Here is a 17,726-nt window from a genome sequence, read left to right on the forward strand (position 1 = left end):
ATCATTTTCCCGTCATTATTTTAAGTTATAAAAAGGTTTTACTTCAGGAATCGTTTTTTTGACAGAGAGCAGTATGGTGTGGCGACCCATGATACTTATCTCATAAAATACTTTCAACCCTTTATCTCCCTTGCGCTGCTGGATAAAGGGTTTTCTCATCTTTTTAACGTTCAAAGTGTTGGCCAATCTGATTAAATCCAGGGATACTAGTTTACTCAATGAAAGAAAGGAGAGACCGATATGCCACCAAATATGAATGACCAGGAAGTCCACCAAAAATATTACCAGCAAATCTTTGAAACGCTTGAACAGGAACCGTTTGCCCAATTTCTCGGTATGAAATTGATCGAGTTGGGGGAAGGTACTGCAACTGCAGAGTTAGACGTAAAGGACCATATGCTGAACTCGCATGGCACAGTTCATGGAGCGATTATATTTTCTTTAGCTGATTATGTTTTTGCGGCGGCGAGCAATTCTTATGGAAAAACTTCGGTGGGGGTATCTACAAATGTTAGCTTTATGGCGCCAGGAAAGTTAGGTTCTCGCCTAACAGCAAAAGCTGTTGAAGAAAAACGAAACAAGCGTATGGCTTGGTACAAAATTAGAGTCGAGAGTGAAGGAGAACTTTTAGCTACTATGGAAGCATTGGTTTATCGCAAAGACCAGTATTTTGTTCCAGTAGAAGAGTTGAAGATTAAGTAAATAAATATTCAGAAAATATTTACAAATTCACAGGGCTGTGTTAATTTATTTTTATAACAATATTTTAGATTGCGGTGAATTTTCGTTATACTATTATTTTTAAATTTTATGATGTAAGCGCTTTACCATGAGGCGAGGAGGTTTTTCATTTTGATTTTGCATGAAGAAGAAACGTTAAGCAGAGCGGAATTAGAAAAGGTTCAATTAAAAAAGTTGCAAGCAACCATTCACTCTGTTTACGAACATGTTCCTTTTTATCGTGATAAATTCAATGAATTGCATGTATCCGTTGCAGACATCGGTTCATTAGAGGATATCAGGAAACTTCCTTTTACTAACAAAATAGATTTAAGAAAAAATTACCCCTTTGGATTATTCGCTAAAGATGTAAAAGATATTGTTCGATTGCATGCTTCTTCCGGTACAAGCGGAAAACCAACCGTTGTTGGCTATACCAGGAAGGATATTGAAAATTGGGCGGATTTAATTGCGCGCGCCATCGCGATGGCAGGAGGCAAACCTGGTGAAATATTTCATAACGCCTATGGCTATGGATTATTTACCGGGGGACTAGGGCTTCACTATGGAAGTGAGAAGCTTGGAATGGCCACTGTCCCGATTTCGGGGGGAAATACAGAAAGACAGATTACGATTATTGAAGATTTTAAGCCGACGGTTATCGCAGGGACCCCAACATATATTTTAAATGTAGCTGAAAAAATGGAGGAGTTAGGGATGGACCCAGCCCGGTCATCCCTGAGATATGGAATTTTCGGTGCCGAACCCTGGTCAGAAGAAATGAGGAAGACACTGGAGTCCAAGCTTGGAATTAAAGCCTGTGATATTTACGGCTTAAGTGAAGTAATGGGACCGGGTGTTGCAATGGAATGCCATGAAGCACAGAACGGCCTTCATATAGCTGAAGATCACTTTTTAATTGAAGTGATTAATCCTGACACTCTGGAAACGGCAGCTGCAGGAGAAATAGGTGAATTAGTTTTTACCTCGCTGACAAAAGAAGCGATGCCCATCATCAGATACCGTTCGGGAGATCTAGCAAGTATCACTAAAGAGAAGTGCTTGTGCGGAAGAACAACTGCAAGGATGTCGCGGGTGAAAGGAAGAATTGATGACATGCTCATCATCAGGGGAGTCAATGTATTTCCGTCAGAAATCGAACATTACTTAATCCAAATCGAACAGCTGGCGCCTCATTACCAGGTGCATTTAACAAGGGCCGGGGTACTGGACGATGTTGAACTGCATGTAGAAATAACAAATGACTTCTATGAGACTTGTAATAAGGATTTACACCATTCCTACGCCCAGATGCTAATCAAACAAATTGAGCTTTCCATGAAAAATAACTGTTTAGTTAATATGAAGGTAAAAGTTTTACCGCCAAAGGCCATTCCGCGTTCAGAAGGAAAAGCTAAAAGAATTATAGATAACCGATCAAAAATGACCCATGCCTAAGGGAGAGTTTTTGGAGGATTTATTTTAACAAAATAAAATGAAGCCGTAACAAAATTGTCACAAGAGGTGATAAAAAAATGTCAGTTTTAGAAAAGGGATTGTCAGAAGAAGAACAGCTTTCTAAATTTATGGCAAAGATCGAAGCTGGTGAAAAAATTGAAGCGGATGACTGGATGCCTGAGGATTATCGTACAGCGCTTATCAAATTAATATCCATGCATGGAATCAGCGAAATAATGGGAGCGCTTCCAGAGAAGGAATGGGTTCCTAAAGCTCCTTCACTTAAGAGAAAGCTAGGAATAATGGCTAAAGTTCAGGATGAGATGGGGCATGGGCAAATGCTCCTACGGGTGACGGAGGATCTATTAAAACCGTATGGAAAAACCAGGGAAGACTTGATGCAGGACTTATTCAAAGGTGATTTAAAGTTCCATAATGTGTTCCATATGGCAACCAAATCATGGGCGGATGCCGGGATGGTCGGCTGGCTCGTCGATGGGGCCGCGATTATTACCCAAACGAATATGCTGAATGCTTCTTACGGGCCCTATGCGAGGGCACTAAAGCGAATTTGCTCTGAGGAAGTATTCCATGCCCAGCACGGTGAAGCGATCATTATGGCGTTAACAGAAGGTACGGTAGAACAAAAGTTGATGATTCAGGAGTGTTTAAACAGATGGTGGGATTCTTTATTAATGTTCTTCGGTCCGGCCAGCAAGCAAACAACTGGAAGTTCAAAACAAGATATCACGATGAAATATCGAATTCGAACGAAAACAAATGAAGAGTTAAGACAAATCTTTTTTACCAAGTATATACCCAGAATTCTGTCATTAGGCTTAACAATTCCGGATGAAACGATTCACTTTGATCAAGAAAAACAGGAATGGATTTATCAACAACCGGACTGGAATGAGTTCAAGGAAATCATCAAAGGGAATGGTCCAAAATCTCAGGAAAGACTGGATTTAAGAAGGACTTCCTATGAAACGAATAAATGGGTCCGGGACGCTCTGGCGAAATAGGTGGGGTGACAGAGGAGGCTATATGGTGGAAGAAGCAAAAAAGACGTTTTACGAAGAATATGAAGTGTTTAGTAAACGGACTTCGACAACTCCGATGCAATATCAATTTAGTTTGCTTGCACCAAACGATGATATGGCCTTAATGATGGCCCAGGAAAACTTTATGAGAAGAGAACCCGTTGCTGATATCTGGGTGGTAAAACGTTCAAATATCAGAAAAGTAACCGTGGAAGAAAGAGACATGCTCCAGCGTCTGGACAATAAGGATTACCGCACAGCAAAAGGATATGGATATTTAAAGAAAAAATGGCGTCATTATGAACAGCAAATGATTGATGAAAAAGAAATTCTATCCTGGGGAGGAGACCAGAGAAATGACGGAAAATGATCCAATCAACCAGGATTATCAAAAAGCTGTTATCGAGTTATTATACCAGCTTGCGGATGATGATTTTATTCATGCATTCCGTGGCTCTGAATGGCTTGGCCTCGCTCCCCATATCGAAGAGGATGTAGCGTTTTCCTCTATTAGCCAGGACACCATGGGCCATACAGCGATGTTTTATCGGCTCTTAGAAGAATTGGGGGAGGGATCAGCAGACCATTTGGCACAGGGCCGTTCTTCTATAGAAAGGAAAAATTGTGTGCTTGTCGAGCTTGTAAACGGGCCAGGCAATTATATGGAGAAACCTAGATATGACTGGGCCTTTGCCGTTGTCAGAAATTATTTTTACACCCAGGCAAAAGCGATCAAGATCCAGTCGCTGAAGAACAGTTCCTATAAACCCCTTTCTGATGCAGCCGTTAAAGTGAAAATGGAGCTATATTTTCATCTGCTGCACTGGAAAACCTGGTTTACCCAGCTGATGACTTCAACTGATGAGGCAAGAAAAAGAATGGAAGAAGCAACGGAAAGAGTGTTTGCCGAACTGGATGGCGTGTTTTCCCAGGGTTCATATAGGGTTAAGATTGTAGATTTTGGTTTGATAGAGGATGAAACGATTTTAAGGAAATTATGGATTCAAGAATTATCCCCCATATTTCAATCTATCAACCTAACAATGCCAGAAAGTTTTGGCATGAAGCACGGCAATGGCCGCGATGGGGAACATACAGGTGATCTTGAGCAAGCGATCCAAACGCTAAGTGAGGTATACCGTTTGAATCCTGCAGCGGCCTGGTAGCAACTGTGAAAGAGGCGTTGTCCAATGATTGCGACAAACGAAGAAGTTTGGAAAGTTCTTTTGGGCGTAAATGATCCGGAGATTAACACGGTCAGCATTGTCGATTTAGGAATGGTGGAGAGCATAAATATTGGGCGGGAAGAGATTCGCATAAAAATAATTCCGACTTTTCTGGGATGCCCCGCCCTGCCAATTATTCAAAAAAATATTGAAAATGCCGTAAAAGAAGCAATAGAGGTTTCTGAGGTAACAGTAGAGTTCGTTTGCTCTGCTCCCTGGACTTCCGACCGCATTACCGAAAGGGGCAGGGAAGGACTACAAGCCTTCGGGATTTCTCCGCCTCCCCGTCATATAAAAGAAAATGGAGAATGGCAGGTGGATTGCCCTTATTGCGGTTCCACTTACGTGACATTCGACAATCTTTTCGGACCGACTGCCTGCAGAAGCATTCTCTATTGCAGGTCTTGTAAAAATCCATTTGAAGCGATGAAGCCCATGTCAACAGACATGTAAAAATAAGGAGGAACCAAAATGGTGAAATTAATCGCGTTATACAAGCACCCGGAAAATAAGGAAGCTTTCGACGAGCATTATTTTAATGTACATGGACCGATCACCTCCAAAATCCCCGGCCTAAAAAAAATGAAAGTGACGAAAATTACCGGGACACCGATGGGAAAAGAAGCTGACTATTATTTACTTTGTGAAATGTATTATGACAATCATGAAGCACTAAAAAACGGGTTAAAGTCACAGGAAGGTAAAGCATCCGGAAAAGACTTGATGGGATTTGCGGCGGAATTAGTCACTCTTATGATTGGTGAAGAGGTGGAATGAGCGACCTCAAATATATTGATTGAAATATAATGGAAGATGGTATTGGGATCATCGAACTAAATCGTCCGAAACAGTACAAAAGGCTAACTTTACAGGAAAGTAGGGAGACACCGTGTTTGAAACCATTCATTATGAAACGAAAAATAGAGTAGCCTGGCTGACCCTGAACCGTCCCGAAAAGCTTAATGCCTTTATTGTTCTGATGAACCGTGAAGTGAAGGAAGCGGTCAAAAAAGCTGCTGGAGATGAAGAGATCCGCTGTATTGTTGTTACAGGAAGCGGGAGAGCCTTTTGTTCGGGGCAGGATTTAGCCGAAGTAGATGAGAATATGAATCATGGAGATATGATCCGCGAGCATTATGCACCGATGGTAAAGGAAATTGCAAAGTGTGAGAAACCAATCATTGCTGCTGTTAATGGGGTTGCTGCGGGAGCGGGATTTAGTCTAGCACTTGCTTGTGACTTTCGCCTGCTGTCGGAAAAAGCCAGTTTTTTGAATGCTTTTGTCCATGTAGGCTTAATTCCCGATTCAGGAAATTTGTTCAATTTAACCAAATTAATCGGCCAGGCGAAAACGCTGGAATTATCGATATTAGGTGAAAAAGTTCTTCCTGAAGAGGCATTAAGTCTGGGCCTTGCAACGAGGGTTTTACCTATGGACACATGGAATGAGGATGTCCAGGCGTTTGCTGAAAGATTAGCCCAAATGCCGACAAAGGCCATCGGGCTTATTAAACGCTATACAAATGCAGCATACGGACTGAATTTTGATGAGTATTTAACAGAAGAAGCGGAAGGACAGCGGATTGCAGGGTTGACCCAGGATCATAAAGAAGGGGTACGTTCTTTTTTGGAAAAACGGAAGCCGACATTTATTGGAAAATAACATCCATAATAGTTTAACAAGAGAAACCCAGGAATCCCTGGGTTTTTCTCGAATTACGGCTTGAGAATCCGGGAATATTCCTTGCCTTTTTGTACATATGTATCAACGGAAAGGGTAATGAGTTCCCGATCTTTTTCGGAAATTTCCCTAACGACTTTACCGGGTGATCCTACAACCAGTGAACGGGGAGGTATTTTTTTGCCTGGAGAAATTAATGTATTGGCTCCGATAATACACTCCTCGCCGATTTCAGCTCCATCGAGAATCGTAGACCCCATCCCTACGATTGTCCGTTTTCCGATTTTGCATCCATGAAGAATGGCATTATGACCGACTGTTACATCATCTTCAATAATTAACGGCTGGCCTTCAAATAAATGAAGCGTTGTATTATCCTGGATGCTGCAGTTTTTTCCGACCATGATTTTGTCTTCGTCGCCTCTTAGTACAGCATTGAACCAAATGGTTGAGTTCTCTCCAACCGAGACATCTCCAATAAGGTAGGCACCAGGGGCAATAAACACGGAAGCATCAATAAGTGGCTTTTTTTCATTGTAAGGAATCAGCATAAAAGTTCTCCCTTCACTTTTTATTGTGTTAATTTTCAATTTATTATAACATTAAATAAACGGAGATGGAGTAAATGTTATATTGACGAATTACAGACTCCATTTTTCAGGGGTTACTTGAAAAGAGTGAACCGGGCATTCTGGAAAAAGGATGGCTCCAAGATTAACATTAAAGGGTCGTGAAGTTTAATGAACAGTAATATAAACACCAGGTCAATGATTTTTACGTTATATGGAGACTATATCCGCCACTACGGAAACGAAATATGGATCGGCAGTCTGATCCGTCTGTTAAAAGAATTTGGCCACAATGAACAGTCCGTTCGGGCAGCCATCTCTAGAATGAATAAACAGGGCTGGGTCATGTCCAGGAAGGAAGGGAACAAGAGCCATTATTTCCTTACAGACCGGGGAGTGAACCGGATGGATGAAGCTGCCAAGCGTATTTTTAAATTAAAGCCGGACAAATGGGATGGCGAATGGAGGATGCTGATTTATTCCATTCCTGAAGAGAAACGGAACCTTCGTGATGAGTTGCGGCAAGAATTGATCTGGAGCGGTTTCGGCACGATTTCCAACAGCTGCTGGATTTCCCCTAACAATTTGATAAAAGAGGTATACTCACTTATCGATAAATACGGCATCAGTGATTATGTTCATTTTTTTCATACTAAATATGAGGGTCCCCATGAAAACAAAAGACTCGTGACAGAATGCTGGGATTTGGCGAGTCTCAATGATCGCTACCAACAGTTTATTGCCGAATACAGTCAGAAATATGTGATTGTGAAAAGTAAATTAAGCAAAGGTGATGTTACTGATGCAGAATGTTTTGTAGAAAGGACCAAATTGGTTCACGAATACCGTAAATTTCTGTTTATTGATCCGGGTCTTCCTGAAGAGCTCTTGCCTGAAAAGTGGCTCGGCGGACCTGCAGCCTCCCTGTTCAGCGATTATTATAAGCAATTGGCTGAACCGGCGAGCCGATTTTTTGAGAAGGTTTTTCAAGAAGAAAATGAACTGGAGAATAGAAACAAAGAGTATGATATATTTCAGCACCCGCTTTTGATAGAAGGATAGAAATGGGCAGGACTGACTCAATAGGAAAACCAGCCTAAATTTATCTTTTCGCTTGATCAAGAGCAGTTTTCGCTTGATTATCTGTTTTTTCGCTTGAATCAACATTGTTTTCGCTCGATTATCTATCTTATCGCTTAATCCAATTTGGTATCGCTTGAATTATCTTTGTTGCCGTTTAACAATTATCAATGAAAAGCAGGGAGATACAAGATGAATAGACTTTGTGAATTGCTACAGATCGGGGTGCCCATCATCCAGGGCGGAATGGGCAATATAAGCCACCCTCAATTAACGGCGGCTATTTCAAATGCCGGTGCCCTTGGAACGATTGGAGCAGGAACGATGTCACCGGACGAAGTGGAGGCCAAAATTATCCGTACAAAAGAGTTGACTGTAAGACCTTTTGCACTAAATATCGCGATAACCGTTTCTCCTTATACAAAAGAGCTGATTGAACTGGTTCTTAAACATGAGGTCCCGGTTATTTCCCTTTCAGCAGGAAACCCGGCGTCTTACGTTGAATACTTGCATCATCATTCTGTTAAGGTTATCGCTGTAGTCGGTGCTGTCAAGCATGCTAAGAAAGCCGAAGCGGGAGGTGCCGATGTTATTGTTGGGGAAGGATATGAAGCAGCGGGCATAAATTCTCCTTTGGAGACAACGACATTAGCTTTGATCCCGCAGCTGGTTGATGCCGTCCATGTCCCTGTAGTGGCCGCCGGTGGAATCGCTGACGGTAGAGGGATGGCTGCCAGCTTTGCATTGGGAGCGGAAGGGGTGCAGATGGGGACACGGTTTATTGCAACAAAAGAAGCCCCTTTTTCAGATATTTATAAACAAAGATTGATAGACGCCAATGATAATGAAACGGTTGTAATTGGAAGGTCAGTCAAAAGGATACGCAGAGTCCTGAAAAACCCTTATGTAAAGGAAATATTGGAATCCGAAACAGCTGGAATGACGCTAGATACCTTTAATGAATTAACGAATGAAGATCATCATATACTTGGAGCAGTCGAAGGCAATGAAGAGTCAGGCTACTGGAACAGCGGACAGATCTCTGGTCTAATCAGACAGGTTCCGAGCGTCGGAGAGTTAATAGCAAACATGGTCAATGAAATGAACCTTGTAGTTAACAAATTGCAGACTTATAAAGCCAATTCAATTAAGTAAAATATTTGAAAAATTCTTGACCAGATATAACATAAAATGTTAATATTACGTTAAACAAACGTTAACATGATTTCAAGATATATAAAAGTGTGTAAGCTTTACTTTTTTGATCAATATGAAAGCGTTTACATAATAGGTAGGTGCTCTGATCCAACGCACAAACCTGTTAGAAATTAGGCGTATTTACTTCCGATATAGGGAGGTGAAATAGAGACACTGATGGTTACCAATTTGGGGGGATAACTGAAAGCTGATCCCTTGAATGCGGAATAGAAGAGAAAAAGAATTTGAACAAATGGTAAATGATCGTAGATTGCTTAAGGGTTAAGGGGAGGGCTTTCCTTCTCTTTTTTGTGCAAAAGTTTTGAGAAAATCTTCAGTAAATTATCTAATTGCTTTGAATAAATGAATCAACTTTTACGACGATGTAATAAGGATAGTTTCAGCTAAAAAATAGATTGAGAGGTTTTCTAGATGAAGGCTGGCATGCAAGTAGGCCAAACAGCAACATTCAATTGTGAGGTCACTTCAGAAATGTTTGCTCAATTTGAAGGAGCAATTGTCCATCCTGTCTATTCGACTGTTTCAATGGTCTATCATATGGAGTTAACATCCAGAAAGCTGATCCTCCCCTATCTTGAGGAACATGAAGAAGGGATGGGCAGTGCAGTTTCTCTTAAACATATCGCACCGGCAACTGATCGAAATAGAATTCAGGTGACCGCAACTATCTCTAAGTTGGAAAAAAACCTGGTTTTTACAGAGGTCCAGACGTTTAATGAGACACGAATCATTGGAAAAGGGACAGTTGTCCAGATCATTCTTCCAAAAGATGAGATAACGAGAAAAATAGAAAACTGCCGGACTTGATCACTGTTTTGAAAGTGTTTACTTTTCCATAAAGGAGCATACAGAATGGATCTATTCACACAAATTCATGAACATGAACAGCTGATGTTCTGCAATGATCCTTCCTCAGGATTGAAGCATTATGTAAAAAACTGCTTTCTACAGGAGGGGAACGATGAATAATCATTTTCCGATCATCCAGGTTATCGATGAGGAAGGGAGTCTACTCACACAGGACTATAATGATCTTATCAACAAAGAATTTGTAAGAAATTTATATGAACAAATGATCCTCGTCCGGACTTTTGATAGAAAGGCGATCAGCCTGCAGCGCCAAGGCCGGCTCGGAACCTATGCCCCGTTTGAAGGCCAGGAAGCGGCACAGGTTGGCAGTGCAAGTGCTTTGGCTAAAAATGACTGGCTGTTCCCGACTTACCGTGACCATGCAGCTTCGATCACCTTCGGACATTCCTTGCCCCATATCCTCCTTTATTGGAACGGCCGGGTGGAAGGTTGTATCCCGCCTGCCGGAAAGCGGATTTTTCCACCCGCAGTGCCAATCGCAACGCACCTGCCGCATGCAACAGGTGCAGCCCTCGCTGAGAAAAGAAGGGGTACCAAAAACGCTGCTATCGTATATTTCGGGGACGGAGCCACTTCAGAAGGAGATTTTCATGAAGGGCTAAATTTTGCCAGTGTATTCAAAGCCCCAGTCGTTTTCTTTAACCAGAATAACCAATATGCCATTTCGTTGCCAATTCAAAAGCAAATGAACTCGAAAACCATTGCGCAAAAGTCAGTCGCATATGAGATCCCAGGTTTCCGAATCGATGGAAATGATATTTTTGCTGTTTACTTTTATACAAAGCAAGCACTCGAGCGGGCAAGAAATGGGGAAGGACCCACATTGATTGAAGCCGTAACCTGGCGATATGGGGCGCACACCACAGCGGACGACCCAAAAAAATATCGTGATCAAGAAGAAAGTGTAATGAAAAGAAAAACGATTGACCCAATCAGCCGTTTAGAACGATATATGAAAAAATCGGGAATATGGGAAGAATCCTGGTGTGAGACCGTTCAGAAAGAAGCTAGTGATACGATTGAAAATGCAGTCAACGAAATGGAGGCTTTTCCTCCTCCTGATGCGAATGACCTGTTTGATCATGTCTTCGAAACGGCTACATGGACAATCAAGGAACAAAAAGATTCCTATTTTCAATATCTAAGAGGTGAGCATTCATGACCCTTGAAACGGAAATCGAGACAGCAAAGTTAACGATGGTTCAAGCAGTTACAGATGGACTGAGGACAATGCTGGCTGAAAAGGATGAAGTCCTTATTTTAGGTGAGGATATCGGTGTGAATGGCGGTGTTTTCCGGGCAACGGAAGGACTAATGGAAGAATTCGGTGAAGAGCGTGTCATCGACACCCCTTTAAGTGAAGCAGGAATTGTCGGGGTTTCGATCGGGATGGCTGTCAATGGCATGATCCCAGTTGCCGAAATTCAGTTTCTTGGCTTCATTTATCCTGCATATGAACAAATCATGACCCATGCTACCCGGATCCGGATGCGGACAAAGGGCATGTTTTCCGTTCCCATGGTCATAAGGGCTCCGTATGGTGCAGGAATCAGAGCCCCGGAAATCCATTCGGACAGTGTCGAGACCTTATTTACTCATATGCCCGGCATCAAGGTTGTTTGTCCTTCCAATCCATATGATGCAAAAGGGCTGCTTATTGCAAGCATTGAAGATCCGGACCCGGTGTTGTTTCTAGAGCCTCTACGCCTGTACCGTGCAAGCAGGGATAATGTGCCGGTTGAAAAGTACCGTGTTGAAATTGGCAAAGGCAAAATCGTGAAAGAAGGCAGTGATGTGAGTGTGATCACCTGGGGATCCATGGTACCCGTATGTCTAAAAGCGGCTGAAGAATTAGCAGCCAAAGGAATAACATGCGAAGTATTAGACCTTCGGACACTGTATCCGCTTGATAAGGAATCAATTGCCGAGACGGTTCAAAAGATCGGCAGGACGGTAATCGTCCATGAAGCACATGCAACAGGCGGTGTCAGCAATGATGTAATGGCCATTATTAATGATACTTCATTCTTATACTTAAAAGCCCCGATTGAACGGGTCACCGGATTTGATGTTCCGGTACCGATGTTCGCTCTGGAAGATCATTATTTGCCTACTTCAGAAAGGGTAAAAAGAGCGATCGTAAAAGCTGTCACTTTTTAAAAGAAAGCAGGTGGGAGTTTTGTTAGAAGTAAAGCTGCATGATATTGGCGAGGGAATGACGGAAGGAGAGATTCTTCATTATTTCGTAAAACCAGGTGATCAGGTGCAAAGTGACCAGCCGCTTGTGGAAGTTCAGACCGATAAAATGACCGCAGAGCTTCCATCACCGGGATCTGGCGTAATAAAAGAGATTATCATTAATCCGGGCGCAACCGTCACAGTCGGCACCACATTGTTGATTATCGAAAACGATGATAAAAGAGCCAATCAGCAGCAGGTTGAGGCAACCCAGTCTCTTCCCACAAACAGCAACACACGAATACTTGCTGCTCCTTATACAAGGAAAATTGCCCGGGAGCATGGAATTGGACTTGACGATGTCAAGGGAACGGGACCTGGCGGACGGATTATCGATGATGATGTCTATCGGTTCATCAAACAAAAAGAAAAACAGACTACGATCGCGTCTCAAGTTCTGCCTTCCACAGAAAGTAATCAGCGAAAGGAAGCAGTACCCGTTAAAGCTAGTTCGATTCCATTTAAAGGCCGCCGCAAACTAATTGCGAAAAAGATGGCTCAATCTCTTTACACCATTCCGCACGTTACTCATTTTGAGGAAATTGACATGACTGAATTGCTAACCCTCGTCAAAGAGTTAAAACAGTTAGAAAAGCCTATATCTGTACCAGCTTTCTTTGTTAAAGCGATCACGATAGCCTTATCAGATTTCCCAGTTTTCAATGCAAAGCTGGACGAAGAGAAAGAAAGGATTCATTTAGAAAGTGAGTACAATATCGGAATCGCGACGGATTCAAAAGATGGCTTGATTGTGCCGGTGATCCATCAAGCTAATCAGAAGACGATTAAAGATATTCATCGCGAAATGAAATCTATGATAAAAAAAGCCCAGGAAAATAGTCTAACAAGTAAGGAGATTTCAGGAGGTACTTTTACGATCAGCAATGTCGGACCTCTGGGAAGCATTGGAGCAACGCCGATCATTAATTATCCGGAAACCGGGTTAATCGCTTTTCATGCCACGAAAGAAAAACCGGCTGTGGTTCGTGGAGAAATCGTCATCCGTTCGATAATGAATATATCAATGTCCTTTGATCATCGCGTAGCAGACGGAGCAACAGCCGTCGCATTCACCAACCGTTTCAAGGAAATGATTGAATATCCTAATTTACTATTATTGGAGCTGGTCTAATGGTCGTTGGAGAACTGACGCAGGAGCGGGACCTCATCATTATCGGAGGCGGACCCGGAGGCTATACAGCTGCAATCCGGGCTGCCCAGCTTGGGAAAGAGGTAACTTTGATCGAGAAAGAGAAGCTCGGGGGTATTTGTTTAAATAGAGGTTGTATCCCATCCAAAGTGATTTCGCATGTCTCAAACAAATTCAATGACATCAATCAAAGCCCAGAATTAGGTTTTAAAATAGAAAATTGTTCTTTTGATTTTTCTAAAACGGTAGAATACAAACATAAAATCATAACTGATTTACGAAAAGGAATCGAAGCCCTTTGTAAAGAAAATCATATTGAAGTCATACAGGGAACCGCTTCTTTTTTATCCGCTGATCGGATCGGTGTCGAAAATGGCGATCAGTTTGATATTTATACATGTAACTCTGCCATCATTTCTACAGGCTGTTCGACGAAGAATCATGAATTATACGACCACAAGCATGTCCTCGACTCCAGATCTCTGTATGAATTGCAGGAAATACCAGAACAACTAATCCTTTTCGGTAATGATTATATTGCGTTAGAAGCCGCTTTCAGCTATCAGTCTCTCGGTTCTGAAGTTCATTTAGTAATTGAAAATGATATTTTTCCTGGCCTGGATTTCGCAATCAATAAGGAACTTTTCCGCCAGTTAAAGAAAGCAAAGATTAAGCTGCATAAAAACCTGTCTTTTTCTTCAGTCGAACTGAATAAGACACATCTATCGGTTGCTTTTGATTTGAAGCATGGCGATAAAGTGACAATGGAAGCGTCTTATCTGTACATTCAATCTCCATTCAGGGCAAACATAGGCGAATTAGGGATTGACCGTCTTGGTATAACTTGTGATGAGCATGGTTATATCGAAATAGACAAAGAATGCAGAACCAGCATCCCAACCATTTGGGCTGTCGGAGATGTGACCGGCGGTAAGCAGCTGGCTGTAAAAGCGATCAGACAGGGAAAGGTAGCTGCTGAAGCAATATCCGGGATTCCATCCGAATGGAGTGAAGCCTTCATTCCAACAATCATTCACAGCAAACCGCCAATCGCAACCATTGGCTTGACGGAAGAAGAGGCAAAAGATCAGGGCTATGCCGTACGCACAGGCCAATTCAATCAGGCAAGGAACGGATTTGCCGCCATTACCGGAAACAGGGATGGCTTTTCTAAAGTTGTCTCAAATGCAGAAAATGATGTCATCCTCGGCATTCATCTATATGGATCGAATGCAATCGAGCTTATCAGTACAGGTATACTTGCATTGGAAATGGCTGCAAGAGAAGAAGATATTAAATTCCCATTATTTCCGCACCCGAGCAACAATGAAGGGCTCCTCGAAGCTGTAGAAGCATTAGTTAATCAGGCAATCCACCAGGTGCCGAAAAAATCAAAAATAACATCATCATAAAGGTAGCATAAGGTGCATTTTTTTAATTTGTCATATTTATCAACAAAAGGATTGTCATGGACATATTTCTTTCCTATCCTTCATTCCTTGTATCTATTTTTTAAGAACTCTTCTCGTTTGAAGGGTTCTTTTATTTCGACCAAATTACTCCTCAATTCCCTAGTTTATTGGAAATAAGGAAAATTAAAGGGGAATGCAGATAATTGTCGAATAATGGTAGTACTATTTGGAATTAAGACAAATTTTTATAAAGGGGAGATTGATTTGAATCGAGTGGTTATTACGGGGATGGGAGCAGTGACTCCTTTAGCTAATTCTTTAAAAGAAACGTGGGAAGCTGCTGTCAAAGGTGAGTCAGGGGTCGCATTTAACAAGATTTGATTGTACCGGCTTTTCTGCAAAGACGGCAGCGGAAGTGAAGAACTTTTCGATAGCTAATTATATGAAAGTAAATGAACGTCATCGTATGGATCGATTCTCGCAATATGCAGTAGCTGCTTCTATCATGGCCGTTCAAGATGCAGGAATTATTGTGGGAGAAAATGTTCAAGAAGATCGGATCGGCGTTTGGTTTGGTACAGCGATAGAAGGGATCGAGAGTTTCGAAGAGAGCTATAAAAGCTTGCTGGAGGGTGGCTATAAAAACCTTTATCCATTTGCCACAACAACGGTCATTTCCAATATGGCGTCCAGCCAAATCTCAATCGCCCTGGGAGCGAAAGGGTTTAACAATTGTACCGTTTTGTCCTGTGCTTCGAGTGCTAATTCAATTGGTGAAGCATACAGAGTCATACAAAGAGGAGAAGCCGATGTCATGGTAGCAGGAGGCTCGGAAGCTTCGCTTACTCCTCTGGGAATAGGAGCTTTTTGTGCTATGGGGGCCATTTCAACAAACCCCGATCCTCAAACAGCTTGCCGGCCGTTTGATAAAAATAGGGACGGTCTGGTGATGGGGGAAGGAGCGGGTGCTCTTGTTTTGGAATCCTATGAATCTGCTGTTCGTAGAGACGCCAATATCTATGGAGAAATCGTAGGATACGGAACGATAGTTGATGCGTTTCATATCACAAGTCCAGCTCCTGGAGGTGAAGGCGGAGTCAGGGCCATGGAATTGGCTCTTTGGCCGAATCTGGTCTTAAGCGGAGTGAAATAGACTATATAAATGCACATGGACGGGCACCGTCTATAACGATAAATTCGAAACCCAGGCATTTAAAGAATTTTTTAAAGAATACGCATATAAAGTACCTATCAGTTCCACAAAGTCGATGACTGGCCATATGATGGGAGCAGCTTGTGCCATTGAAGCGATTTTCACTCTTATGTCGATAAAGTCAGGAATTGTATAAAGCCATGACTTAGTGCCACTTGTGCCATAGTTGAGAGCCACCTAGAAAATAGTGTTCTGAAAATGATCAGTGGGAGCTCCTTGTCACTTTCCATGGAGCCTCTACGGGCATGACTCCCAGCCAAAAAGCCAGCAAACACATGGCTGGCAAGGCCTACAAGGCTATCATGCCCGCCTCTCCATAGAAAGTGCACGTCTCTTCTGTTTACATATTTTAGTGGCTCTCTAGATGGCAGAGGTGGCTCTAATTTCTGTCCGACGTGGCTCTGAAAAATGGCAGAGGTGGCACTTTTCTATGGCTGTAATCAGGAATCATTCTGCCAACTATCAATCTACAAAATCCTGACCCCAAATGCGACTTAGATTACGTTCCAAATCTAGCAAGAAAAGCGAAAATAGATGCAGGTCTTAGCGATGCTTTAGGTTTTGGAGGCCACAACACCGCCTTAATTATTAAGGCAATATCTTGAGTCTATAGATTCTAAAATACTGGGTTATCGGCTTGAGAAAGAATGTTTCTATCGTTTTCTAGAAATTCTAAAATATAATAATTCAAAGAAAATATTCTCTTGTGATTGAGTAATATTGCAATGAAAGCTCACAAATTTCGATAATCGATCATAACTCTGGATAATCGATCATAAATTTCTGTAATAGCTCTTAAATCTGAATAATAGCTCATAAGAGTCAAAATGAGCTGGATTATAGTCGAAATTAAAGTAAAAATTACATGAAAGCTCCCCACTTTTCAGTCAACGCTCATAAATCTGGATAATGGCTCATAAGTGTAGCATAATAAGCTGCTATTTACTCATTGTAAGTGTCAACTATGTAAAGTTATATAGTTTCAAAGACAGAAATCGTTGATAAAAAGCAGGGATTTAAAGCAAAAAGCAGAATATGTTTAAATAATTTGTCAAAATAGATGTACATATTTTATAATGGCAGGTGAACTCATAGTGACAATGCCAGTCGTTGGGCTTGAGAGTTATAACCCCGATTGGGATGTTCAATTTGAAATTGAGAAAGAGAGAATTAGCCATGTAATCGGTAACGAAATGATTCGGATTGAACACATTGGCAGCACATCGGTAGAGGGGTTAGGAGCAAAGCCGATAATTGATATTATGCTGAAGGAAAAGGTAGAAAGCGTAACGTTGGTTCAAGGTTACGCAGAAAGCATGCCCTTTGAAACGGAGAAATTCGATTATATTTCAAACAACTACGCTTTCCATCATTTTGAGCAGAAGCAAAAAGCACTCGATGAAATTACCCGTGTACTAAAAAAAGGCGGAGTTTATAAATTACATAACATTGCTATTCATGACATGCCAAACTGGTGGGTATATCATTATTTTCCATCAGCCTATTATGAAGATGTAAAAAGGTTTTCGCAAAAAAAGGTCATTTTTAATGAGCTTTTATTAAGAGGGTTTGAAGTGAAAGTAAAAGTCGAGTATAAAATGGAGGAAATAAAAGTAGCAGACTATATAAATCATGGCGAAAATCGTGATATTTCCGCGCTAACCTTAATAAGTGATAAAAACTATCAAACTGGTTTAGGGAGAATGAGGTATGATATCAGCGAAAACCCAGATAAAACAATCATGAATGACTTTGCTGAGCTTTTTTGTGTGACCAGAAAGCTATAACAGTTTTTATACCGAGTTTCAGTTAACTAGTATTTTTTAGTATATGTTTCATTTATTGTTT

Annotated in this window: 18 protein-coding genes and 1 pseudogene; 18 read left to right on the forward strand and 1 reads right to left on the reverse strand. The window is 41.6% G+C overall.

Going from position 1 to position 17,726, the window contains the following annotated elements:
* The first annotated feature begins 240 nt into the window (after positions 1–240).
* The 8 genes from ELQ35_RS04900 to ELQ35_RS04935 all read left to right on the forward strand — a co-directional run bounded on the left by ELQ35_RS04900 (position 241) and on the right by ELQ35_RS04935 (position 6,110).
* The gene (locus ELQ35_RS04900) at positions 241–702 is read left to right on the forward strand and encodes a PaaI family thioesterase (RefSeq protein WP_126863719.1); all 462 of its coding nucleotides are present in this window, start codon (positions 241–243) and stop codon (positions 700–702) included.
* Positions 703–852: 150 nt separating this feature from the next.
* Positions 853–2,178, forward strand: a complete 1,326-nt coding sequence (locus ELQ35_RS04905; RefSeq protein ID WP_126863720.1) for a phenylacetate--CoA ligase family protein — start codon at positions 853–855, stop codon at positions 2,176–2,178.
* 77 nt (positions 2,179–2,255) lie between these two features.
* Positions 2,256–3,203, forward strand: a complete 948-nt coding sequence (paaA, locus tag ELQ35_RS04910) for a 1,2-phenylacetyl-CoA epoxidase subunit PaaA (protein ID WP_126863721.1) — start codon at positions 2,256–2,258, stop codon at positions 3,201–3,203.
* Between the two features lie 25 nt (positions 3,204–3,228).
* Positions 3,229–3,591: a 1,2-phenylacetyl-CoA epoxidase subunit PaaB gene (gene paaB / locus ELQ35_RS04915; RefSeq protein WP_370873429.1), complete on the forward strand. Its 363-nt coding sequence runs from the start codon at positions 3,229–3,231 to the stop codon at positions 3,589–3,591.
* A complete protein-coding gene (gene paaC / locus ELQ35_RS04920) occupies positions 3,578–4,387 on the forward strand; it encodes a 1,2-phenylacetyl-CoA epoxidase subunit PaaC (protein WP_126863722.1) in 810 nt (269 codons plus the stop codon). Before paaB ends, paaC begins: the two co-directional genes overlap by 14 nt.
* Positions 4,388–4,411: 24 nt before the next feature.
* Positions 4,412–4,900, forward strand: coding sequence for a 1,2-phenylacetyl-CoA epoxidase subunit PaaD (gene paaD, locus ELQ35_RS04925; RefSeq protein WP_126863723.1), 489 nt, complete (start codon positions 4,412–4,414; stop codon positions 4,898–4,900).
* Positions 4,901–4,918: 18 nt separating this feature from the next.
* On the forward strand, positions 4,919–5,224 hold the full coding sequence (locus ELQ35_RS04930) for an EthD family reductase (RefSeq protein ID WP_126863724.1): 306 nt from the start codon (positions 4,919–4,921) through the stop codon (positions 5,222–5,224).
* A 112-nt stretch (positions 5,225–5,336) separates the two neighbouring features.
* Positions 5,337–6,110: an enoyl-CoA hydratase-related protein gene (locus ELQ35_RS04935; RefSeq protein WP_126863725.1), complete on the forward strand. Its 774-nt coding sequence runs from the start codon at positions 5,337–5,339 to the stop codon at positions 6,108–6,110.
* A 53-nt stretch (positions 6,111–6,163) separates the two neighbouring features.
* Here the strand turns inward: ELQ35_RS04935 and ELQ35_RS04940 are convergent, their stop codons facing one another.
* Positions 6,164–6,679, reverse strand: a complete 516-nt coding sequence (locus tag ELQ35_RS04940) for a gamma carbonic anhydrase family protein (protein ID WP_126863726.1) — start codon at positions 6,677–6,679, stop codon at positions 6,164–6,166.
* A gap of 189 nt (positions 6,680–6,868) precedes the next feature.
* Between ELQ35_RS04940 and paaX the strand changes: the two genes are divergently transcribed.
* The 10 genes and pseudogenes from paaX (at position 6,869) to ELQ35_RS04995 (ending at position 17,665) form a co-directional block, all read left to right on the forward strand.
* Complete coding sequence (gene paaX / locus ELQ35_RS04945) at positions 6,869–7,759, forward strand: phenylacetic acid degradation operon negative regulatory protein PaaX (RefSeq protein ID WP_246025980.1); 891 nt, start codon at positions 6,869–6,871, stop codon at positions 7,757–7,759.
* 210 nt (positions 7,760–7,969) lie between these two features.
* Positions 7,970–8,932, forward strand: a complete 963-nt coding sequence (locus ELQ35_RS04950; protein WP_126863727.1) for an NAD(P)H-dependent flavin oxidoreductase — start codon at positions 7,970–7,972, stop codon at positions 8,930–8,932.
* Positions 8,933–9,406: 474 nt separating this feature from the next.
* Positions 9,407–9,802 (forward strand): thioesterase family protein, encoded by a 396-nt coding sequence (locus tag ELQ35_RS04955; RefSeq protein ID WP_126863728.1) that lies wholly within the window; start codon positions 9,407–9,409, stop codon positions 9,800–9,802.
* Between the two features lie 154 nt (positions 9,803–9,956).
* Complete coding sequence (gene pdhA, locus ELQ35_RS04960; RefSeq protein WP_126863729.1) at positions 9,957–11,027, forward strand: pyruvate dehydrogenase (acetyl-transferring) E1 component subunit alpha; 1,071 nt, start codon at positions 9,957–9,959, stop codon at positions 11,025–11,027.
* Positions 11,024–12,025 (forward strand): alpha-ketoacid dehydrogenase subunit beta, encoded by a 1,002-nt coding sequence (locus ELQ35_RS04965; protein WP_126863730.1) that lies wholly within the window; start codon positions 11,024–11,026, stop codon positions 12,023–12,025. Before pdhA ends, ELQ35_RS04965 begins: the two co-directional genes overlap by 4 nt.
* Before the next feature lie 19 nt (positions 12,026–12,044).
* The gene (locus ELQ35_RS04970) at positions 12,045–13,235 is read left to right on the forward strand and encodes a dihydrolipoamide acetyltransferase family protein (protein WP_126863731.1); all 1,191 of its coding nucleotides are present in this window, start codon (positions 12,045–12,047) and stop codon (positions 13,233–13,235) included.
* Complete coding sequence (lpdA, locus tag ELQ35_RS04975; RefSeq protein WP_126863732.1) at positions 13,235–14,665, forward strand: dihydrolipoyl dehydrogenase; 1,431 nt, start codon at positions 13,235–13,237, stop codon at positions 14,663–14,665. Before ELQ35_RS04970 ends, lpdA begins: the two co-directional genes overlap by 1 nt.
* A gap of 273 nt (positions 14,666–14,938) precedes the next feature.
* A complete protein-coding gene (locus ELQ35_RS23410; protein WP_281278106.1) occupies positions 14,939–15,046 on the forward strand; it encodes a beta-ketoacyl synthase N-terminal-like domain-containing protein in 108 nt (35 codons plus the stop codon).
* Between the two features lie 85 nt (positions 15,047–15,131).
* Positions 15,132–16,011: pseudogene (locus ELQ35_RS04985) on the forward strand (beta-ketoacyl-[acyl-carrier-protein] synthase family protein); the annotation flags it as partial.
* A 967-nt stretch (positions 16,012–16,978) separates the two neighbouring features.
* The gene (locus ELQ35_RS04995) at positions 16,979–17,665 is read left to right on the forward strand and encodes a GrpB family protein (RefSeq protein ID WP_246025996.1); all 687 of its coding nucleotides are present in this window, start codon (positions 16,979–16,981) and stop codon (positions 17,663–17,665) included.
* Positions 17,666–17,726 lie beyond the last annotated feature (61 nt).

The sequence above is a fragment of the Peribacillus cavernae genome (assembly GCF_003989135.1).
Classification (GTDB): Bacteria; Bacillota; Bacilli; order Bacillales; family DSM-1321; genus Peribacillus; species Peribacillus cavernae.